The 20,161-nt window shown below is 59.8% G+C and carries 19 protein-coding genes; 7 read left to right on the top strand and 12 right to left on the bottom strand.

The genetic code is table 11. The annotated features are described in order from the left end of the window. Positions 1-48: 48 nt before the first annotated feature. The 7 genes from pepN to ribA all read right to left on the bottom strand — a co-directional run bounded on the left by pepN (position 49) and on the right by ribA (position 6,994). A complete protein-coding gene (pepN, locus tag ATO7_RS13095) occupies positions 49-2,604 on the bottom strand; it encodes an aminopeptidase N (protein ID WP_083562384.1) in 2,556 nt (851 codons plus the stop codon). Further along, positions 2,601-4,031 carry an alpha/beta hydrolase family protein gene (locus tag ATO7_RS13090; RefSeq protein WP_083562382.1) on the bottom strand — a complete coding sequence of 477 codons (1,431 nt, stop codon included), beginning with the start codon at positions 4,029-4,031 and terminating at the stop codon, positions 2,601-2,603. Before ATO7_RS13090 ends, pepN begins: the two co-directional genes overlap by 4 nt. 5 nt (positions 4,032-4,036) lie before the next feature. Beyond that, positions 4,037-4,321: a hypothetical protein gene (locus ATO7_RS13085; protein ID WP_083562380.1), complete on the bottom strand. Its 285-nt coding sequence runs from the start codon at positions 4,319-4,321 to the stop codon at positions 4,037-4,039. 7 nt (positions 4,322-4,328) lie between these two features. Further along, positions 4,329-4,613 (bottom strand): hypothetical protein, encoded by a 285-nt coding sequence (locus ATO7_RS13080; RefSeq protein WP_083562378.1) that lies wholly within the window; start codon positions 4,611-4,613, stop codon positions 4,329-4,331. A 1-nt stretch (position 4,614) separates the two neighbouring features. After that, positions 4,615-5,184 carry a nucleoside/nucleotide kinase family protein gene (locus tag ATO7_RS13075; protein WP_083562376.1) on the bottom strand — a complete coding sequence of 190 codons (570 nt, stop codon included), beginning with the start codon at positions 5,182-5,184 and terminating at the stop codon, positions 4,615-4,617. A 74-nt stretch (positions 5,185-5,258) separates the two neighbouring features. Beyond that, positions 5,259-6,293 carry a quinone-dependent dihydroorotate dehydrogenase gene (locus ATO7_RS13070; RefSeq protein WP_083562374.1) on the bottom strand — a complete coding sequence of 345 codons (1,035 nt, stop codon included), beginning with the start codon at positions 6,291-6,293 and terminating at the stop codon, positions 5,259-5,261. Positions 6,294-6,358: 65 nt separating this feature from the next. After that, positions 6,359-6,994 (bottom strand): GTP cyclohydrolase II, encoded by a 636-nt coding sequence (gene ribA / locus ATO7_RS13065; protein WP_240499475.1) that lies wholly within the window; start codon positions 6,992-6,994, stop codon positions 6,359-6,361. Between the two features lie 301 nt (positions 6,995-7,295). Here ribA and ATO7_RS16835 point away from each other — a divergent pair, with 301 nt between their 5' ends. From ATO7_RS16835 to ATO7_RS13035, 6 genes are all read left to right on the top strand, one after another. Continuing rightward, positions 7,296-8,249, top strand: a complete 954-nt coding sequence (locus ATO7_RS16835; protein WP_146680347.1) for a hypothetical protein — start codon at positions 7,296-7,298, stop codon at positions 8,247-8,249. Positions 8,250-8,323: 74 nt separating this feature from the next. Continuing rightward, positions 8,324-9,094, top strand: a complete 771-nt coding sequence (locus ATO7_RS13055) for an SDR family oxidoreductase (RefSeq protein ID WP_083562370.1) — start codon at positions 8,324-8,326, stop codon at positions 9,092-9,094. Positions 9,095-9,434: 340 nt separating this feature from the next. Then, on the top strand, positions 9,435-10,301 hold the full coding sequence (locus ATO7_RS13050) for a hypothetical protein (RefSeq protein WP_146680346.1): 867 nt from the start codon (positions 9,435-9,437) through the stop codon (positions 10,299-10,301). A gap of 148 nt (positions 10,302-10,449) precedes the next feature. Beyond that, positions 10,450-11,466 (top strand): tRNA dihydrouridine(20/20a) synthase DusA, encoded by a 1,017-nt coding sequence (dusA, locus tag ATO7_RS13045; protein ID WP_407938469.1) that lies wholly within the window; start codon positions 10,450-10,452, stop codon positions 11,464-11,466. Positions 11,467-11,514: 48 nt separating this feature from the next. Further along, positions 11,515-12,084 carry a peptidylprolyl isomerase gene (locus ATO7_RS13040; protein WP_206044924.1) on the top strand — a complete coding sequence of 190 codons (570 nt, stop codon included), beginning with the start codon at positions 11,515-11,517 and terminating at the stop codon, positions 12,082-12,084. An 8-nt stretch (positions 12,085-12,092) separates the two neighbouring features. Further along, a complete protein-coding gene (locus ATO7_RS13035; protein ID WP_083562364.1) occupies positions 12,093-12,803 on the top strand; it encodes a UDP-2,3-diacylglucosamine diphosphatase in 711 nt (236 codons plus the stop codon). On the opposite strand, the gene ATO7_RS13030 is transcribed toward ATO7_RS13035, so the two are convergent. Genes ATO7_RS13030 through ATO7_RS13010 form a run of 5 tightly spaced genes read right to left on the bottom strand, consistent with a single transcriptional unit; the run spans position 12,730 to position 19,486 of the window. Continuing rightward, a complete protein-coding gene (locus tag ATO7_RS13030) occupies positions 12,730-13,527 on the bottom strand; it encodes a sulfotransferase family 2 domain-containing protein (protein ID WP_083562362.1) in 798 nt (265 codons plus the stop codon). The genes ATO7_RS13035 and ATO7_RS13030 overlap by 74 nt on opposite strands. Continuing rightward, positions 13,517-15,514, bottom strand: coding sequence for an acetyl/propionyl/methylcrotonyl-CoA carboxylase subunit alpha (locus ATO7_RS13025; protein ID WP_083562360.1), 1,998 nt, complete (start codon positions 15,512-15,514; stop codon positions 13,517-13,519). The genes ATO7_RS13030 and ATO7_RS13025 overlap by 11 nt, the downstream gene beginning before the upstream one ends. A 30-nt stretch (positions 15,515-15,544) precedes the next feature. Beyond that, positions 15,545-16,696 carry an acyl-CoA dehydrogenase family protein gene (locus tag ATO7_RS13020; protein WP_083562358.1) on the bottom strand — a complete coding sequence of 384 codons (1,152 nt, stop codon included), beginning with the start codon at positions 16,694-16,696 and terminating at the stop codon, positions 15,545-15,547. A 14-nt stretch (positions 16,697-16,710) separates the two neighbouring features. Next, on the bottom strand, positions 16,711-18,306 hold the full coding sequence (locus ATO7_RS13015) for an acyl-CoA carboxylase subunit beta (protein WP_083562356.1): 1,596 nt from the start codon (positions 18,304-18,306) through the stop codon (positions 16,711-16,713). 22 nt (positions 18,307-18,328) lie between these two features. Next, positions 18,329-19,486 carry an acyl-CoA dehydrogenase family protein gene (locus ATO7_RS13010; RefSeq protein WP_083562355.1) on the bottom strand — a complete coding sequence of 386 codons (1,158 nt, stop codon included), beginning with the start codon at positions 19,484-19,486 and terminating at the stop codon, positions 18,329-18,331. Positions 19,487-19,814: 328 nt separating this feature from the next. On the opposite strand from ATO7_RS13010, the gene ATO7_RS13005 reads away from it, so the two are divergent. Continuing rightward, positions 19,815-20,120: an SCP2 sterol-binding domain-containing protein gene (locus ATO7_RS13005; protein WP_083562353.1), complete on the top strand. Its 306-nt coding sequence runs from the start codon at positions 19,815-19,817 to the stop codon at positions 20,118-20,120. Positions 20,121-20,161: the final 41 nt, after the last annotated feature.

Below are 20,161 nucleotides of genomic sequence, written 5' to 3'. Positions count from 1 at the left end.
GCCAGGACTTTGAATTTTCGAGGTTTTCGCGGCGAATGTTGGAGGAATTCAGTGCCCCAGAATGCGTTGTGCTTGTTCCAGAACATCCGGCGATGACGCCTGTGCGACGATCTCTTGCAGCGCTTTACGCACTGCTGCGGCGCGCTCTTCAGCAAGGCCATTGAGGCCGGCAAACGGCGTGATCAAGCGTGCTGCGAGCTGTGGATTGAGCTTGTCGTAAACCAGAATTTGCTCGGCCAACAGGGCAACGCCCTGCCCGCCTTGTGCATGGAGGGCTGAAAGGTTGAGCATGCCAAAGGTGCCGATCAACGCGCGAACGCGGTTAGGGTTGCCTTGATCGAAATCGGCATGCGCAAGCAAGGTGCGCACCGAATCAAGGCCAGCCTGGCCGGCGCGGGCAGCTTGCAACGCAAACCAGCGGTCAAGCACCAGCTTGTCGTTTTTGTAGGTTTGGTAAAAGCGTTCAAGCAGGATGTCGCGTTGTGCAGCGTCAGTCTGGTTGAGCGCTTGCAAGGCCGCCAAGCGATCGGTCAGATTGTCGCTGTTGTCGTACAGCTGCTCAGCCTGCTGCCAGGCCTGCTGGTCACCGCGCAAACACCACAACCGCAGCAGGCGAGCCCGCAGGCTACGGCGTGCGGCGGCGGCCGGTTCGAAGGCATACGTCGCTACGTGCTCCATCAAGTTCTGGGTCTGTGTTGCCAATGCATCGCCTAGCACTCGTGCCAGGGCTGCTTCGGTCTGATCCACGGCCTGGCTCAGGCGCAGCGGGTCAAGTTCGGTGTAGCGCGTGGTGAGCTCATCGGCTGATGGTGGGCTGAGCAACGCTGCGATCACCGCGCCATCGCCCTCGCCCACCATCACTTCGCAAAACACGTCGAGGTGCTGGTCTTCAAGCGTGGTTCCGGCGTAGGCCGCATCGATCATGATCAAGTACAGGCGTTGTGCTGCTTCCCAACGCGAAAATGGGTCTTGAGCATGACGCACGATGTGCTTGAGCTGATCCTGGCTGTAAGCGTAATCCCAGGTTACGGGCGCCGACAAAGCTTCGAACAGCACCGGCACTGGGCGTTCTGGCAGGTCGAAGCTAAAACCTTGCTGCGGCTGATCGAAGCGCAAGACCTGGCCGTCGATCATGGCCTGGCCGCGGCTGTCGAGCAGACTTACGCGGATGGGGATGAGGACTGCGTCGGCACTCGGATTGCTGGGAATCGATTGCTCACAATCCAGCGTGTAGTGACCGTTGTCCCAACTTTCCGTGATTTTGACCTGCGGAGTGCCGGCCTGACCGTACCAGCGCTGAAGGCCGCTGATGTCGAGCTGGTTGGCATCGCCATGAGCCGCGAGGAAGTCTTCAATGGTGACAGCCTGGCCGTCGTGGCGTTCGAAATACAGATCCATGCCACGACGGAAACCACTTTCACCTTCCAGGGCATGCAGCAGGCGGACCAGTTCGGCGCCTTTCTCATAAACCGTGACAGTGTAGAAATTGTTCATCTCTACATAGGATTCAGGACGCACCGGATGCGCCAATGGGCCGGCATCTTCGGCGAACTGACGCGCGCGCAGGAACTTGACCTGTTCAATGCGCTGCGCCGGACCTGCACCGCAATCTGCCGAAAACTGCTGATCGCGGAACACGGTCAGGCCTTCTTTGAGGCTGAGCTGAAACCAGTCGCGGCAGGTGACGCGGTTGCCCGTCCAGTTGTGAAAGTACTCGTGACCTATAACCGCTTCCACCGCGGCGAAATCGGCGTCGGTGGCGGTTTCCGGGCTGGCCAGCACGTACTTGGGGTTAAAGATATTGAGCCCTTTGTTCTCCATGGCCCCCATGTTGAAGGCGCCGGCGACCACCACTGAATAGGTGTTGAGGTCATAAGCCAGGCCATAGCGTTGTTCGTCCCACTGCATTGAGCGAACCAGCGAATCGATGGCGTGATCCATGCGCTCCTCAATGCCGTGATCGCAATAAAACGCGATATCGACTTCGCGCCCTTCACTGGTGATATAGGGGCGCGTCTTGCAGGCCATGTCGCCGGCAACCACGGCAAACAGGTAACAGGGTTTGGGATGCGGGTCTGACCAGCTGACACGATGACGCCCATCGGGCAGTTCCTGCTGGGCGTTACGCTCGCCATTGGCCAGCAGTATCGGGTACCGACCTTTGTCGGCTTCGATAGTTACATTGAACACCGACATGACGTCGGGGCGGTCGAGCGCATAGGTGATGCGTGAAAAGCCGTGTGATTCGCACTGGGTGCAAAGTATGCCGCCCGCGGCGTAAAGACCTTCCAGGCTGGTGTTGTTAAACGGATCGAGCTTAACCGTGCTTTCCAGCACGAAACGCGCGCCGGGCGCCTTGATCGTCAGTGAGGCGTCGTCGCACTGGTAGGCCTCGGGGCTCAGCGCTTCGCCGTCGATGCGAATTTCCACCAGAGCCATTTGACGGCCATCCAGCTCCAGGGTCTGTGTGCCATCGCCGACCGCGACAAGCTCCATCCGCGTGTGGACCAGTACATGCGCATCCTGCACATCAAAATGCATCTGGATGTGCGGTATCTGCCAGTCGCTGGGACGGTAGTCTTTGAGGTATTGGCGTTGTTTCATGCGGTGTTATTCATCAGTCCTGCGTTGCTGAATGTTTCTGTCAGCGTGCGTGTAACGGCGCGTTCGCCTGCGAAGCTCATATGTGAGCCGTCATACCAGTTAAGACGTGCTGAGCCCCAGTGCTTTTGTAGATTCAATGGCTGATCCGGCCACACCAAGGTGTCAACGCTGCCGGCGTAGATGCCAAGGCGGTGCGACTCCAGCTTGACCGGGAAGTTCAGCGGATTGACGCCGGACAAGGCTTTTTGCACGCGCTCGAGGGTAACGCCGTGGCGTTCCATCATTTTTAGTTCCAGCGGCGGAAAATGCCGCCAATGCGTTTGTGCGATGTCGGTGACTGGAATGCCCGCCACGGCGCAGGCCAGGTCATCATCAAGGCCGGCCAGCAAAGCAGTGTTGTAACCACCCAGACTGACGCCATACACGCCGACGCGGGGCGCGTGTTTGACCAGCCGTAGCCAACTGAGAATGCGACGAATGTCCCACTGCGCCTGGCGTTCCGCATGCAGGAAATCGATAAAGTCGCCTTCCAGATACCCTTCTCCCGACATCAGGCCTTTCTTGCGCGGGCCATGCAGCGGCAGTATGGGACAAACCACATTGAGGCCGAGTTTGTGGTGAAAAAAATCCGGGTCAAAGACTTTCAAATCAGCCATCGGGCTACCCATACGGTAGCCATGAATGCACACCAACCAGGGGCGTGCAGCACCAGCGTGCTCCAGCACCCAGGCGTGAGCTGTTCGATTGTTCTCATACGACAACCAACGCGTTGCCCCGGGCATGTCGCTGTCCGGCGCATAGCCGCTTTCAAAGCTGATGTGGCGGAATGACTTGCCCATAACACGCCGGTCACGGCTGTCCACCTTGATCAGGTCCGGCGGGGTTTCATGCCATGCGTGTGGGGCGTTGCGCCAGTTCGTTCGACCAAGATAGTCCTCCCAGCGTGCCAGTTCATCGGCAATGCGCACCGCATCTTGCCCTCGCGGGGCGCGGGCAACCAGCTTGAACCAGGCCATCAGGGCCTCGTCCATGGCAATCACGGCCAGTGCTTTGAGATGACCTGCAACGTCCGGTGCGCCCGCGATTCGCGGATAGTTATAAAGACTGACCCGCGCGGCGGCCAGGTAGGCGGCGATCAACGCGAGAGCGAAAAATAAGGCGTTCAAGGCTTCGCCTGACAGGGCCAGAAACGGCAAGGCGAGCGCGGTTACAACGGCACCCAAAGCGGCGTACTGCGTGAGCCGGCTATCGCCTGTCCACAGCAGCAGCCCGACACCGGCGCCGGTCATGATCAGGGCGCCAGGCAGGGTCATCAGAGCCACCGCACCGTGCCAGTGCAGCAGGTTGATTAATAGCATCAGGCCGACCGCGGCGATCACCGCGCCTTCCCAATAGAACTTGCGCGGCGGGTTCCAGTTGAAGTCCATAGCCGCTAGCGGTAAATCGCGACAAGCAGGGCGATGCTCAGACCGCCGACGATGGCCATGCCAGCCTCTATCAGCAGTTTAAAGCGATGTTCGCGAGCGCGTGCCCAGGCGCTGAACCAGCCTGCTGCGCCCAGAGCGCCAAAAACAATCGCGGTCAACCAAAGCTTGGGAATGCTGCGCATCAGCTCGGGCTTCAAGTCGAGATAGACGTAGTGCATCAGCACGACAACAAGGACGACGATCGACATCGTGCTGGCCACGGTGCCGATAAACAGGTTGAAAATTTGCATGTACGGATCAGTTTTTTTTTCGACGTGTGCGGAGTGCCGGAACCAGCTTGGCCGCCACTTTGGGCTGGAGCATGGCAGCACGAAACAGGCCGGTGACGGTGTAGCGGGCGATTTTGTCACGGTAGCGAAATATGCTGCCAATCATGTGGACCTCTCGGTCATCCAGCAGCACCACGCGATCTTCGTCGTCCTCGCCAAAACGCACGGCAACGGTCAGGTTGACCTTTAGCGGCTCTACTTCACGCCGTTTGCGCCGCCTGGATTTGAGTTTGGATTCGGACTTCTGGCTCATGTCACGCAGCCACCAGTGCCGGTGGTGAATTCAGGCGCATCCAGCCACTTAGCTGTGTCACCGCGCGCTCAACATCCGAAGACAGGCGTAGACCTTCTATTGGGCCATTCAAGGTCTGCGTATCCTCAAAACCCAGGCCGAGCTGCCGAACTTTGGGGTTGCGGCGCTCCAGCATGCGTTCCAGCCAGGCCATTGGGTCTTTACCACCCGGCGCATAGACCACGCGGGTATGGTGGCGGTAGCGGCGACGAGCTGGCTCGATCAATCCGGTAGAGGCCTGGCATAGCACATTCAGTCCGCCGTCCAGCCAGCGATCAACTTCGACGCCCAATCCAAAACGGGTCTCTTTGTGGCTCCAGTCGAGCATGAAACAGCCGTATTCCCGGCGCGCATCGAAATCAGTCGCCGGCAATGCCAGTTCGAAGTCTTCTGCCGTGGCACGATCGGTATAGCGGTGTGCGATCAGCGCCCGATCTTTGACTTGCAGAGCCTGCTGGCAGCCGTGCATGAGCCGCCGCCCGCGCGCCTCGCTGCTGGCGATAAGAAGAAACAGAAAGCCGTATTCCCGCAAGAGCGCCTCCTATGCCCCGTAGCCCCCGGTGGGGCGATACCGGCCGACTAGTGTACCGCAAGGATTTGACCCGCTCAGGCGGTTTCGGCCAGGGCGGCGTCGTGGGCGCCTTGTGTTGCACTCTCGATCAAATCGGGGCCGTGATAGACAAATCCGGTGTAGACCTGCACCAGCTGCGCCCCGGCGGCGAAGCGTTGGCGCGCGGATTCACGGTCATGAATACCGCCTACGCCAATCATTGGAATCTCCTCAGGCAAGGCACTGCGCAACTGCTCAAAACAGCGCTGTGACAGGTTTTGCAGTGGTTTGCCGCTGAGTCCGCCGTTTTCGTCGGCATAACGATGCCCTGCAACGCCCTCGCGAGACAGCGTGGTGTTGGTTGCGATCACCGCATCAAGTTCGGTGTCCGCAATGATGGCGGCGCTGGCCTGGATTTGTTCGGCGCTCATGTCGGGGGCAAGCTTGACCGCGAGGGGTACGCGACGGCCGTGTTCAACAGCCAGCTGATCGCGTTTCATGCTGAGTGCCTGCAGCAGCGTGGCCAGGGCATCACCTTGCTGCAGATCACGCAGGTTCTTGGTGTTGGGCGAGGATATGTTGATGGTGACGTAATCGGCCAACGCATAGACACGCTGCAGGCAGTGCAGGTAATCGTCGGCAGCGCGTTCGTTGGGTGTGGTTGCGTTCTTGCCTATATTGATGCCCAGAACACAATCGCGACGTGCGTGCTCAACCTGTCGACACAGATACTCAACACCTTTGTTGTTGAAGCCGAGCCGATTGATCACCGCTTCATGTTCTGGCAATCGGAACATGCGCGGGCGCGGGTTTCCATCTTGCGGGCGCGGTGTCACGGTGCCGACTTCGATAAAGCCGAAGCCCATGGCGGCCAGCGCATTGATGCATTCGCCGTTCTTATCCAGCCCAGCGGCCACCCCAACCGGGTTGCGAAAATGCAGCCCCATGCATTCTCTTGGCAACGCTGCGTCAGCGCGCATCAGCCTCGCACTCATACGCGGAAGGCGCCGCATCATCTGTATGGTCGCCGCGTGGGCGGACTCAGCATCCATGCGAAACAGGGTGCCGCGGGCGAGGTCAAACAGGCTCATAGCGAAAATCCGATGAATATTGACAGACCACAACGCGCCAGTTCAGGCGGTTGTGATGTATGGCTTTAGTTCTCGTCGCTTTGCGATGCGGGCCTGGCCTGCGACATGTCCAGCATGTGTCCGAGCTTCTTGGCCTTGGTGAATAAATAGGATTCGTTGTGTGGATTGGCCCCGCACTGATGCGGAAGGCGTTCGACTATGTCCACGCCCCCGGCTTCCAGCGCTGCGATTTTGCGCGGGTTGTTGGTCATCAGGCGCACGCGGGCAATGCGCAGGAACTTGAGCATTTCCAGGGCGATAGCGTAATCGCGGTGGTCAGGTGCAAAGCCAAGCTTTTCATTGGCCTCTACGGTGTCGGCTCCCTGATCCTGAAGCGCATAGGCCCGGATCTTGTTGGCTAGCCCAATGCCGCGCCCTTCCTGGCGCAGATACAGCAACGCGCCTTGACCTTCGGCTGCTATACGAGCGAGCGCGTGCTCGAGTTGTTGGCCGCAATCGCAGCGCAGGCTGCCCAGTACATCGCCGGTCAGGCATTCCGAGTGCAGACGGCATAGCACGGCATCGCTGGGTTGCCATTCGCCCATGCTCAGGGCGACCTGTTCCTTGCCATCCTCAGTGCTTTCGAACACTTGCATACGAAACTGACCGAAACGCGTCGGCAGCAGCGATTCGGCCTTGAGTTGTATCACGTGGGGACTCACTCCGATCAAACTGAATGTGGCGCAAGAGCGCCAGTTAGCCGCACATTATGCCGTGTTCCCCCTGGCCTTTGACACTGTTACCGAGGTCATCTGTGTTTAAGCGTCCGAAAAGCCGCCATTTCGTTGACGCAAAGCGGCGCTTGCACGATAGTTAGCCGTCCATGATGCCCGCAGCAGGTTGGCTCGCTCGGGCGGGTGAATGCGTGATGAGGACCGGCATGCGCATTCAGGCATTGTGGAGACAGTCAGCGGTTCCCAGAGGCCGTGGAAACGGCCGCTTGGCAATTAATGGAGGAGTGTTATGGCAGCATCCGGGGGCGATACCGTAGTCCCGACCAACTGGACTGGCCTGATCATGGTGGCGGTTGTCATCGTAGTGATCGCGGCAGTGACCTACTTCGGCATGGATATGCAGTTTGGTTCGGACGAAGGTTCGAAGGAAACGGAAAAATCCCTGTCTGTGAAGGACGTCTTTTCAGCCAGTGCACGTCGTGAAATTGCGGCAGCTGAGCCGGCGCGGGTGTTATCCCGCGCCGAGCTCGCGGCGCGCGCACCCGAAGCTGGCAGTGACCCCTCCGATGATGCCGATGCCTGGGCACAACCGGGCGCTCCCAGCGCTGATGAAGACTGGTCCAGCGATACCGACAGCTGGGATACTCAAAGCGACAATTGGGACAGCACGCAAGAGCATTGGGACGATGTGGCAAGCAACCATAAAGACGCTGCAGAAAGCGTGGCAGCCGCTGCAAGCCCGACACCAACGCCAGTCAAAGCCACACAAAAACCAACGCCCAAGCCCACACTGAAAGCCACGCCGAAACCGACGGTCAAGCCGGCGGCCACGCCGAAACCGAGCGCCAAGCCGGTTCCCAAGCCGACCGCGGCGGCGCAGCCACGCCCCACCGCACGCAAGGCACCCACACCGGAAGCGCTTACCGCATGGTGGTCTGATGCGAACGGAGCCTTGAGCGTGCTGTTTGCCGGAACATTGGATCGCGGTGAGCGGGTCAGCGACGGTATCGCGGTCATGTTCAGTGAGCCGGTCGATCCTGCACAGGGCAATCAGCACATGAGGCTGACCGATGAGTCCGGTTCGACCGTCAAGGCCAACTGGAAGTCCGGTGCGAACCCTGCGCTGCTGATTCTGGAAGGACTGGATGCCGGACGCTACACCCTGAGTATTGGTTCACAACTTCAGAGCCAGGGTGGCAAGAGCCTGGCGAAAGACGCGTCCGGCCCTGTTTACGTGTTCTAAAAACAAACTCAATCAGAAACCCCCGTTTGACCGCTCGGCAACGGGGGTTTTTCATTTGCGAAGGAGACAAATCAATGAGTGCGCTATTTTCACTGGATGGCAAGGTTGCGCTGGTCACCGGATCAAGTCGGGGCATTGGCGAATCCACGGCCAAACTGCTCGCCGCACAAGGTGCCCACGTCGTTGTATCCAGCCGCAAGCAGGACGGCATAGACCGGGTCTGCGCCGAAATTCAGGCAGCCGGCGGCAAGGCTTCAGCTTTCGCCTGTCACGCTGGCGATCTGGAGCAGATGACGGGCCTGATCACGAGAATCGACCAGGAGTTCGGCAAGCTCGATATCCTGGTCAACAATGCGGCCACCAATCCGCATTTTGGCAACGTACTGGATACGCCGGTAGAAGCCATTGATAAGACCGTTGAGGTGAACTTGCGTGGTTACTATCTGATGAGCCAGATGGCTGGTCGAGTCATGAAACGTGAAGGCGGCGGTGCGATCGTCAACATCGCTTCCATTAACGGCATTCGACCGGGCAATTTTCAGGGCATTTATTCGATTACCAAGGCCGCGGTGATCAATATGACGCAGGCCTTCGCCAAGGAATGTGCGGCCTTCAACATTCGCTGCAATGCGGTGTTGCCGGGCCTGACCCGAACCAAATTCGCCTCGGCCTTGACCGAAAACGAACAAATCCTGAACAGCGTTTTGCCTCTGATTCCGATGAAGCGTTATGCCGAGCCCGATGAGATCGCACCGGCAGTGCTGTTTCTTGCCTCACCAGCGGCCAGCTATGTCACGGGCACATGCCTGACTGCGGATGGCGGTTTTATGGCGGGTGGGCTGTAGCTGCGGCGACAGTTTGGCAGGGCCTATCTGGCCTTGAGCTTGTGGCAACCCAAGGAGCCGATCACTGAGGTGGTTGGCTTTTTTTATGTGCAAATGAGGGCGCATTTCCTGCCCGTTGATGCATCCCATGTCGGTCGGGACGTGGCTGACTTAGGATCGGGTCTAATACCGTCAATGGCTTGACGCTCAAGGCTTTGCGAGGTTGTTTTCAGTGTGCTCAGCAGGCCCGCAAAGGCTGTGAAACTGCGTCTTCACATTTTCTTCACATCGCGGCCCAAAAGATCGCCCCGCAAGCTACGGCTTGATACGGAAATAATTGATTTATCAAAAGGATTTGATAGTGGAATACTCTTCTTTCGCAAGAGCGAATGTGATCGCCTGCGCCTTGGCTTTGGGACTTCTTACCGCCTGCGGTTCAGATGGTGGCGGCACGCGGGCCTCAGGCGGCGTTGATGGCAACGACGGCTACAATCCGGGCGGCGAGTACACCGGCGGCGACAACAATACAGACAGCGGATTCCCCAACACGGGCATTGTTGGCGGCGCCATTATGGAAGGCATCAAGGTTGTTGCGGGCAATCCAAGCTCACCGGCTAAAGGCTTCGTGTGCAGCCAGTCAACCTCGTTCAATGCGGGTGCTTATATCGAGATCGGCGCAAACGGCCTGGTCGGAGGTCTGCTTGGTAATTTGCTGGCCCTGTTGTCGGGTGACAGCGTCGACAACTTGCTCAATGGGTTGTCTGACAGCGTACTGGCCCTTGATGGGGATCTGCGTACGGCCGCCGTGGTGACGCAAGCGTTGTCGGGTCTTGGTGGTTTGCTCAATTCCATGGATGTGATCGTCAATCTGCCGGATGGGCAGACCATGCCGGCCGGCCATTACGCCGTGTTCGCTGTGTCCTTCCCGCCGTCATTGCTTGAGCTTGGTGTGCTGTCGACGCTGTCCGTACAAACCTTGTTGGGCGATGTGGTCCAGGAGAGCGGCGTCAAGGTCACCACGAGCAGTTTGTCGCTTCTTGGGTTGTCGACCAATCAGCTGAGCACGGATGCGGGCTATGCGCTCATCGGCTACAAGACAACTAAGCCTTACAGCCGCGCACAGTTGTCCATCAGTTCAGGCCTGCTGTCGCTGGATCTGGGTGAGAAGCTCTACATCCATGAGTTCTGTACCGCAGGCCGACTGGTTGATCCTCCGACCGAAAGTTAAGTCGGGCAATCAAAAACTCCAGCGCCGCCGTATTCGATACGGCGGCGTTTTTTGTGGGATAGCCCCATACTTGGCAAGCCCGGCACATGCAGACTGATCGCGTACAATAACGCCCCTGCTCGCCCGTCGAGTACCTACCGCATTGCTGATGATGGTCAGCATCGACAACTCAGCTCTAGCCTTTGTACCCGTGACTGCCGACTCTCATCCGACCTCGCCTTGGCGCTTCTGTGTTGCGCCGATGATGGACTGGACCACTACGCAATGCCGTGTGTTTCACCGTCTGCTCAGTCGGCATGCGCGCCTGTACACCGAAATGGTGACGGCCAACGCCATTATTCATGGTGATCGTGACCATCTGCTGGGCTTTGATGCGAGCGAGCATCCGGTGGCTTTGCAGCTTGGTGGCAGCGAAGCGGATGCGCTGGCCTACGCGGCCCGCGAAGGCCAGGCCTACGGCTACGACGAAATCAATTTGAACTGCGGCTGTCCCAGTGATCGGGTTCAGAACGGTCGTTTTGGCGCCTGCCTGATGGCCGAGCCACAGCGCGTGGCCGACTGCGTGGCGGCGATGCAGGCTGAGGTGAATATTCCGGTGACGGTCAAATGTCGGCTGGGCATTGACGAGCTGGATTCGGACGAGCATTTGCATGGCTTTATTGAAAGCGTGGCTGCAGCCGGTTGCCGCGTGTTCATCGTGCATGCCCGCAAAGCCTGGCTGAATGGCCTGAGCCCCAAGGAAAACCGCGAGATACCGCCGCTGCAGTACGAGCGGGTTCACGCGCTCAAGCGTCTTTACCCTGAGCTGACCATCGTGATCAACGGCGGTATTGAGGATCTGGGCATGGCCCAAAGCCAGCTCGAAACGTTGGATGGCGTGATGCTTGGCCGGGCGGCCTACAAGAATCCCTACGTCCTGGCCGAGGTGGATCAGCGCCTTTTCGGTGAGATGCATGCACCCAGTCGTGAGCAGGTGGTCGAGGCGCTGCTGCCCTACGTGGCTGCGGAACAACAGCGCGGCGCCCCCGTCAAACAGGTCAGCCGACACATACTCGGCCTGTACAATGGCCGTCCCGGCGCGAAGATCTGGCGCCGCCGACTTTCCGTTCCCCAATCCGGCTGTGGGGTGGATTACATCCGCCATGCACTGGATGCCGTGCAATAAGGACTCTTCATGATCCGTTTTCTCGGACTACTGCTGACTGGAATTTTGATGACTGCAACTGCTCACGCCCAGACTCTGGTGGATATCGAAACCAACCGGGGCACCATCCGCATTGCCCTGGCCGATGACAAGGCGCCGGAAACGGTGGCCAATTTTCTGCGTTACGTGGACGAAGGCTTTTACGACGGCACGATCTTTCATCGGGTCATCGCCGGTTTCATGATTCAGGGTGGTGGCTTCACCGCCGACTACGCGCAAAAGAGCACGGCGTCGCCGGTCAAGAACGAAGCTGACAACGGCCTCAAGAACATGCGCGGCACCATCGCCATGGCACGTACCTCGGATCCGCATTCGGCCACGGCACAGTTCTTCATCAATCACCGCGACAACAGCAACCTGGATCACCGGGCGCCGACCATGCACGGCTGGGGTTATGCCGTGTTTGGCGAAGTGGTGGATGGTATGAACGTGGTGGATGCCATTGCCGCGGTCAAAACCGGCCCCGGCGGTCGTTTCCGCAGTGATGTGCCGCAGGACATGGTGGTGATTGAAAGCATCTCGCGGGTGCCGCAGCCCACGCCGAGCACCACGCCGGATGCCCCGGCTGCTGCCGAGTAAGCTGGCCCGTGGCGCTGCATGTGTTGTCGGATCTTCATCTGGATCCCGCGCGACCTGCGATCAGCGCCCGTTTTATCGATTATCTGAACGGCCCGGCCCGCCAGGCTGAGGCTGTTTACATCCTGGGTGATTTGTTTGAAGTGTGGGCCGATGACGATGTCTCGGCACCACTCTACGCGGACGAACTGGCGGCCATGCGGGGGCTGACCCGGCATGGCGTCCCCATTGCCTTCATTTGCGGCAACCGTGATTTTTTATGCGGGGCGGGCTTTGAACAGGCCAGCGGTGCGCGCGTGGTCAGCGAACCCTTTTCGCCGCCAGGGCGCTGCGACATCAAGTTCATGCATGGTGATGTGCTGTGTACGGATGATGTTGGCTACCAGCGTTTTCGGCGAATTGTGCGTTGGCCGTGGTTGCAATGGCTTTATCGTCGACTGCCACGCACGCTGAAGCTGCGCATCGCGGCACGGATTCGCGGCAGTGCGCGTGAAATGACCCGTCTCAAGCCCGAGGACATTCTCGATGTCACGCCGCAGGCCGTGAGTGCTTTTTTTGACGCACACCCGGCCTGTCGCCTGCTGATTCATGGTCACACCCATCGTCCGGCCGAACACGCGTTTGATGCGCAGCGAACGCGGCTGGTGCTCAGTGACTGGACCGAGCGTCAGGGTGAGTATCTGAGCCTGGATGCGCAGGGTTGGATGCGTCACCCGCTGTAGCTTGTGATGCGGCTTGCGCCGCGTGCTGGCGTGCCTGTTGCACGCAGGGGTGTTGGCGGAGTGTTTCGACCAGCGCGATGTCACGCTGATTCAGTTTGGCGATGTGCGCGCGCAGGTCCTTGTCCTGGTCGGCGCCCTGCAGCAAATCCCAGTTGCCAATGTTGACCCGCGGTACCGGCAGGTTCATGCCAAAGCGTTCATTGAAAACCATCACGCTGGCGGCAAAATTTTCGGTCTCGCCGATCCAGGCAAAATCATCCAGCGTCAGGCCTTCAAGCAGGTCGTGCTGTTTGTTGATCTGGTTGGGGCGTTCGATGAACGTCTCCAGCGGCAGTGAACGACGCCGCTTGTCCGGGTCAGCGGCCTTCTTGAGGATATGCGCGTAGTCGGACAGGACCCGTTCGACCGGGTCTCGAATCACGGTGCACCAGTGAACCTTGCGGCCGAGGATATCGAGGTAGCTGCGCGCGGCGAAATGGCCGCACAGCATCTGCGGCTCACCGTTGAGAAAGTGATCGGCGAACGCTTGTGGTTTGTCATCGAGCACGCTGGCACGGATGAGCGCCGAGGTTTGCGGATTCTGCGGCTTGTAGTGCAGATGTACCGCGTCTTGCCCAAAACGGCGGGTGGCGGCGACCCGAAATGCCGTGCCCGCGGTCTTGGGGATGTGGACGAAAGCGAACGCACGAATGGTCCCGAGGCTGTGTTCGCCATCAGGCGTCATCGTTCTCCTCGACGCTGAGCTCCACAATCAGCTGGCGATTGGCGACCTGATCACCAGCGCTGGCATTGACGGCCACCACGCGGCCAGCCACCGGTGTGGTCAGCTGGAACTCCATTTTCATGGCTTCCAGCACCGCGATGGTCTGGCCAGGCGCGACCTGATCACCGACCTGAACTGCGACATCCAGCAACTTGCCGTCGCTGTTGGCGCAGATGCGACCATCACTGCCGGCCTCCGGCGGTGCCGGTGGCACCAGGGTGAGATCGGCATAGCACCAGGTGCGGGCGTCAAAACTGACCCAGATCTGATGATCCTGGCGGGTATAGCGGGCGCTGCGGCGCACACCTTCGAAATAGAACTGACGCTCGAAACCGTCGCAGGCATCGACGTCAAAATGGAATTGTTGATCACCCACGCGGACCGTGCAGCGACGCCCGCCTTCGTTGAGCAGGTAGACGGTTTGCTCGACATCCTCCCAGCGCAGCTTGAGATATTGCTCGCTGCGGTTGGCGCTCATCCAGCCGAGCATGTCGGTGGCGAAGTCGGCCTCGCTGTAGAGCTGCCAGGTGTCATCCCAGTACAGCACCATCGCGGCCACCGCCCAGTGCGCGGCATCCGGTGTTTCGGCGGCACGCTGTTCATCCGGAAAGTGCGCAGGAATGTAGCCGGTGTGGAAATCGCCACTGGCGAAATCGGCTTCCTGGATGATCTGCTGCAGAAAATCGATGTTGCTGATCACCCCGTGCAGGGTGGTGTCGACCAGGGCACGGCGCAGGCGCAGGCGCGCCGCTTCGCGGTCATGCCCGTACACGATCAGCTTGCCCAGCATGGAGTCGTAGAACGGGCTGACCTCGCCGCCCTCGACCAGACCGTGATCCATGCGCACGCCCTCGCCTTGCGGCACCCGCCAGCGCAGCACCGGGCCGGTTTGCGGCACGTCGCCATGGCGGCTGTCCTCGGCGCACAGGCGCACTTCAATGGCGTGGCCTTGCTGGGTGATGTTGTCCTGGCTCAGCGGCAACGGCTCGCCATCAGCGATGCGGAACTGCCATTCAACAAGATCAACGCCGGTTACCAGCTCGGTCACCGGATGCTCGACCTGCAAGCGTGTGTTCATTTCCAGGAAATAAAACGCCCCGTCAGCCCCGAGCAGGAACTCGACCGTGCCGGCGCCCTGATAGTCGATGCTGCGGGCTGCTTGCACGGCCGCCTCGCCCATGCGAGCGCGCAGGGCTTCGTCGACTGCCGGTGACGGGCTTTCCTCGACCACTTTCTGATGTCGGCGCTGTACCGAACAGTCACGTTCGCCCAGATGCACGACCTGACCATGCTGATCACCGAACACCTGGATTTCGACGTGACGTGCGCCGATCACTGCTTTCTCCAGGATCAGTTCGCCGCTGCCGAAGGCGGATTCCGCCTCGGAGCGCGCCGAGCGGATTTGCGCCGCGGCTTCATCCTGGCTGTGGCACAGGCGCATGCCGCGGCCACCGCCGCCGGCTGCAGCCTTGATCATGACCGGGAAGCCAATCTTGCCGATTTCCTGCAGCAAGGTGGCATCGTCCTGATCCGCACCTTCATAGCCCGGTACGCAGGGCACGCCAGCGTCGATCATCTTGATCTTGGACGCACGTTTGTTGCCCATCAGGGCAATTGCATCCGGGCTGGGGCCAACAAAGACCAGGCCGGCGTCGGCGCAGGCCTGAGCAAAATCGGCATTTTCGGCGAGGAAGCCGTAACCCGGGTGTATGGCCTGTGCGCCGGCCGCCTTGGCGGCTGCTATCAGCCGATCCGCGCGCAGATACGATTCCGCCACGGTGGAGGGGCCAATGTGTACGGCCTGGTCGGCTTCCAGCACGTGCCGCGCGTGACGGTCCGCGTCGCTGTACACCGCGACGGTGCGCAACCCCAGTTTGCGCGCACCCTGAATAATACGGACGGCGATTTCACCGCGGTTGGCAATCAATACCTTTTGAATCGAGCGCACGAATCAGATCTCGCTTGTCATTGTTCGTTTTCAGAGTTCGCTTTTGAGGCCAAGTCGCTTGACCAGGATGCTGAGCATCACTTCGTCGGCCCCGCCACCAATGGAATGCAGGCGCAGGTCGCGATAGAACTGCGAGACCGAGCTTTCCCACATATAGCCCTGCCCGCCCCAGAACTGCAGGCAGGTATCGGTGATCTGGCGGGCCAGACGGCCGGTCTTGAGTTTGGCCATGGAGGCGGTCACCGAGACGTCTTCGCCGCGCACCAGATCAGCGGTGGCGCGCCAGACCAGCGATCGCGCCGCTTCGAGTTCGGTTTTTAGCTCGGCAATGGTGAAGGCAACGTACTGATTGTCGATGACGCCTTTGCCAAAGATCTTGCGCTGACGGGTGTAATCGATGGTGTCCGTGAGCACCCGTTCCATGGCCTCCAGAATGCTGGCCGAGAGGAACAAACGCTCTTCCTGGAACTGCAGCATCTGGTAGGTAAAACCCTTGCCTTCCTCGCCGATCAGGTTGCTTGCTGGAACGCGCACACCGTCGAGGAAAATGATCGCGGTGTCAGACGAGCGCTGGCCGAGCTTGTCGAGCTTGGTTTCGCGCTGCACGCCGGGGGCGTCCAGCGGCACCACGATGAGTGATTTGTTGTTGTGGCCGGCGCCTTCCGAGGTGTTGACCAGCATGCAGGCCCAGTCAGCCTGAGTGCCGTTGGTGATCCACATTTTCTGGCCGTTGATGACGTAGTCATGACCGTCGCGGCGGGCACTGGTCTTGATGCTGGCTACATCAGAGCCGGCGCCGGGTTCGCTGACCGCAATCGCGGCCACATGCTCGCCGGCGATCGCCGGGGCCAGAAATTCCTGCTGCAGTTCATCGGAACCAAAGCGTGCCAGCGCCGGGGTGGCCATGTCGGTCTGCACGCCGATCGCCATCGGAATCCCGCCGCAGGTGCAGGCCCCCAGGGCTTCGGCGAAGACCACCTGAAACGAATAGTCGAGGCCCAGACCGCCGACATTTTCCGGCTTGGTGATGCCGAGCAAACCCAGTTCGCCCAGCCCGCGGAACACCTCATGGGCGGGAAACTCCCCGGCCCGCTCCCAGGCTTCCACATTGGGGTTGATTTCGTCCTCGACGAAGCGACGCGTGGTGCGCCGGATTTCCTCGTGTTCGTGGCTCAATTGCATGGCTGTCCCTCCGCTTACAGACGGGCGATGCCGAAGCTGTTGCTGACCACCTCGCGGTGGCGAGCATCACGACAGATCGACAAGGTGTAGGCCAGCACCCGGCGAGAGTCACGCGGGTCGATCAGACCATCATCAATCATGTGGCCTGAGACCTTAAAGGGGTGCGATTGCTCATCGAACAGGCGCACGATGTTCTGCTTCATGGCCTCGATCTGGGCCTCCGGCAATTTGCCTTCGCTGACGATGGCCATAACTCCGGCAGCCTGTTCGCCGCCCATTACTGCGGTGCGGCTGTTGGGCCAGGCGAAAATGAAATCCGGCCCGAAACCGCGCCCGCACATGCCGTAGTTGCCAGCCCCGAAAGAACCGCCGATGACCAAAGTGATCTGCGGAACGGAGGCGTTGGCCACGGCCTGAATCATCTTCGAGCCGTGCTTGACGATGCCCGCCTGTTCGGATTCGCTGCCGACCATGTAGCCGGTGATGTTCTGCAGATAAATGATCGGGATGTCGGCCTGACAGCACAGCTGGATGAACTGCCCTGCCTTGTTGGCACCCTTGGTGTTGATCGGTCCGTTATTGCCGATCAAGCCGACCGGCCAACCTTCGATCTTGGCCTGGCCACAGATGGTCTGCTGGTCAAAGTCGGCCTTGAACTCGGTGAAATCGGAATCATCGACCAGACGCGCGATCACCTCGCGACAATCGTAGGGTTTCTTGTAGTCGACCGGGACCACGCCGGCCAGCTCGTCGGCAGACAGCCGCGGCGCCTTGAAACTTTTGCGCGGGGGACGGCCTGGGGCCTTGTTCCAGTCCAGCTTGGCCACCACTTCACGGGCGATGCGGATGCCATCGGCATCATCTTCGGCCAGATATTCGCAGGTGCCGGCCACGGTGCCGTGCATGTCCGCCCCGCCCAGTTCTTCGTCATTGGCAATTTCGCCGGTGGCGGCCTTGAGCAACGGCGGCCCGGCCAGGAACACCTTGGCCTTGTTACGCACCATGATGACGTAGTCCGACAGCCCTGGCATGTAGGCGCCACCTGCCGTTGACGAGCCATGCACCACGGTGATCTGAGGGATGCCGGCGGCCGACAGTTGGGCCTGGTTGCAGAATGTGCGTCCGCCTTCGATGAACATTTCCAGCTGATACGGCAGGTTGGCGCCGCCGGATTCGATCATGGAGATCACCGGCAGCTTCTGCTTGAGTGCAATTTCCTGGATGCGCAGGGTTTTCTGCACCCCCCAGGGCGACATGGTGCCGCCCTTGATGGCGCTGTTGGAGGCCACCAGCATGCAACGCGTGCCCGACACATAGCCGATGCCGCAAATCTGATTGCCGCCGGCCAGCGAGCCGTCCTTGTCATCGTGTTCCTTGTAGCCACACAAGGTCGACAGCTCAAGAAACGGCGAGCCACGATCCAGCATCAGGGCTACGCGCTCGCGCGGCATCAACTGGCCGCGCTGCTCAAAGCGCTCTCGGCGCTTTTCCTCGGAACCGCGCACGCTGTCTTCGACTTCGCGCAATTTGGCAATGGCCGCGAGCATGTCTTCGCGGTTGGTTTTAAAGCCGTCGGAATGGACGTCGATCTTGGATGCTATGACCGGCATACGGCCCGTCTCCCCTGCTTGGTTATTTCTGTTTACCGGGCAAACTGCCCATCAGCTTGCATATGATACCCAGCATGATTTCATCCGCGCCGCCGCCAATGGAAATCAGGCGGCCATCACGGAAGAAACGCGACACCGGATTCTCCCAGGTGTAACCCATGCCGCCCCAGTACTGGAGGCAGGAATCGGCCACTTCGCGGGCCAGCCGGCCGGCCTTGAGCTTGGCCATGGACGCCTGCTTCACCACGTCCTTGCCATTGAGGTAATCCTCGCAGGTCTGATAGCACAGCGCGCGCAGCGCTTCGATTTCGGTCTGCAGTTCGGCCAGGCGGAAATGCACCGTCTGGTTGTGAATCAGCGGTTGACCGAAGGTCTGGCGTTGGCGTGTGTAGTCCAGCGTTTGTTCCACACACTGCTCCATCCCGCGCAGAATGCTGGTCGCGCCAAAAATGCGTTCTTCCTGGAACTGCATCATCTGGTACATGAAGCCAGCACCTTCCTGACCAATCAGATAACGCTGCGGAACCCGTACGTTGTCGAAGAACAGCTGTGCGGTGTCGGATGACCACATGCCGATCTTGTGAATCTTCTGCGCCACTTCAATGCCCGGTGCATCCATGGGCACGATGATCAGCGATTTGTTGCCATGGCGGCTGCCATCGGAGGTGTTGCACAACAGGCAGATCCAGTCGGCCTGAGTGCCGTTGGTGATCCACATCTTGGTGCCGTTGATGACGTAATCGTCGCCATCCTTGACCGCCGTGGTGCGGATGTTGGCCACATCGGAGCCGGCGCCGGGCTCGGACACACCGATGGAACAGACCCGCTCGCCGGCAATGGTCGGCGCCAGGAACTCGCGTTTGAGCTCGTCAGAGCCAAACCGGGCCAGCGCGGGCGTGGCCATATCGGTGACCACACCGATGGCCATGGGGATGCCGCCGCAATGTGCGTTGCCAAGCTCTTCGGCGTAGACCATCTGATAGCTGTAATCCAGGCCCATACCGCCGTATTCGACCGGCTTGTTGATGCCCAGTATGCCCAGTTCACCGGCCTTGGCCAGTACTTCGCGGGCGGGAAAGGTCTGGGACGCTTCCCAGTCATCGACATTGGGGTTGATGACCTCGTCAACAAAGCGTTTGACGGTACGGCGGATGTCTTCGTGTTCAGATGTAAATTGCATGCTTGTCCTCACGCTGCGAAGGGCTCTGGGGCCTTTCGCCGAGACGCCGGGTGATCGGCCGGCGGGTGTCATGGCGGCGGGTAATCAGGATTATCAAATATCCGTAACACCTGCCCGCGAGCGCCGGAACTTAGCACAGTTTGACCACGAAAATGGAAGTGTCACCGAATGGTGACAAAGTAAGCCCTCTTACCGGTTTTGTTTTTACCGGACGTGGGCTAGACTCGGGACTCCCATAGACCCGGCGGGTAATCAGGGGGGAACGCAGCGCTGCAGTAACGCGACGTTGCATCCTGCATACACCGTCAACAGACACTCAGGAAGACTTATGACTTTGGACGATATCTTTGGCGCGATGCCGAGCAAACTGAATGCCGATGCGGCGGCCGGTGTTGATGCCGTGATCCAGTTCAACTGCTCCACCCCGCGTACCGTCACCATCAAGAACGGCGAGTGCACGGTGGTAGAAGGTTCGGTCGACGAGTACACCGTGGCCGTGACCATGGAAGACGAAGATTTGGTCGCCATGCTGACCGGCGAACTGGACGGCATGACCGCGTTCATGACCGGTAAGATTCAGCTCGACGGCGACATGATGTTTGCCCAGCAGCTGGGCGCGCTGTTCCCGCAGTAAGACAACTTTGTTTCCCGGCTGGGCCGGGACATGCACAAGCC

It is taken from the genome of Oceanococcus atlanticus (assembly GCF_002088235.1).
In the GTDB taxonomy this organism is placed as follows: Bacteria; Pseudomonadota; Gammaproteobacteria; order Nevskiales; family Oceanococcaceae; genus Oceanococcus; species Oceanococcus atlanticus.
Note: the sequence above shows the minus strand (reverse complement) of the source record. Positions and strands in the feature narration are given on the sequence as shown.

Bases quoted from the DNA above. Each gene is read 5' to 3' on its own strand.
- dusA (WP_407938469.1), top strand. From the start codon at position 10,450: ATGATGGTCAGCATCGACAACTCAGCTCTAGCCTTTGTACCCGTGACT.
- ATO7_RS13020 (WP_083562358.1), bottom strand. From the start codon at position 16,696: ATGCAATTGAGCCACGAACACGAGGAAATCCGGCGCACCACGCGTCGC.
- ATO7_RS16835 (WP_146680347.1), top strand. From the start codon at position 7,296: ATGGCAGCATCCGGGGGCGATACCGTAGTCCCGACCAACTGGACTGGC.
- ATO7_RS13010 (WP_083562355.1), bottom strand. From the start codon at position 19,486: ATGCAATTTACATCTGAACACGAAGACATCCGCCGTACCGTCAAACGC.
- ATO7_RS13015 (WP_083562356.1), bottom strand. From the start codon at position 18,306: ATGCCGGTCATAGCATCCAAGATCGACGTCCATTCCGACGGCTTTAAA.
- ATO7_RS13085 (WP_083562380.1), bottom strand. From the start codon at position 4,321: ATGCAAATTTTCAACCTGTTTATCGGCACCGTGGCCAGCACGATGTCG.
- ATO7_RS13005 (WP_083562353.1), top strand. From the start codon at position 19,815: ATGACTTTGGACGATATCTTTGGCGCGATGCCGAGCAAACTGAATGCC.
- pepN (WP_083562384.1), bottom strand. From the start codon at position 2,604: ATGAAACAACGCCAATACCTCAAAGACTACCGTCCCAGCGACTGGCAG.
- ATO7_RS13070 (WP_083562374.1), bottom strand. From the start codon at position 6,293: ATGAGCCTGTTTGACCTCGCCCGCGGCACCCTGTTTCGCATGGATGCT.
- ATO7_RS13055 (WP_083562370.1), top strand. From the start codon at position 8,324: ATGAGTGCGCTATTTTCACTGGATGGCAAGGTTGCGCTGGTCACCGGA.
- ATO7_RS13030 (WP_083562362.1), bottom strand. From the start codon at position 13,527: ATGACGCCTGATGGCGAACACAGCCTCGGGACCATTCGTGCGTTCGCT.
- ATO7_RS13080 (WP_083562378.1), bottom strand. From the start codon at position 4,613: ATGAGCCAGAAGTCCGAATCCAAACTCAAATCCAGGCGGCGCAAACGG.
- ATO7_RS13090 (WP_083562382.1), bottom strand. From the start codon at position 4,031: ATGGACTTCAACTGGAACCCGCCGCGCAAGTTCTATTGGGAAGGCGCG.
- ATO7_RS13040 (WP_206044924.1), top strand. From the start codon at position 11,515: ATGACTGCAACTGCTCACGCCCAGACTCTGGTGGATATCGAAACCAAC.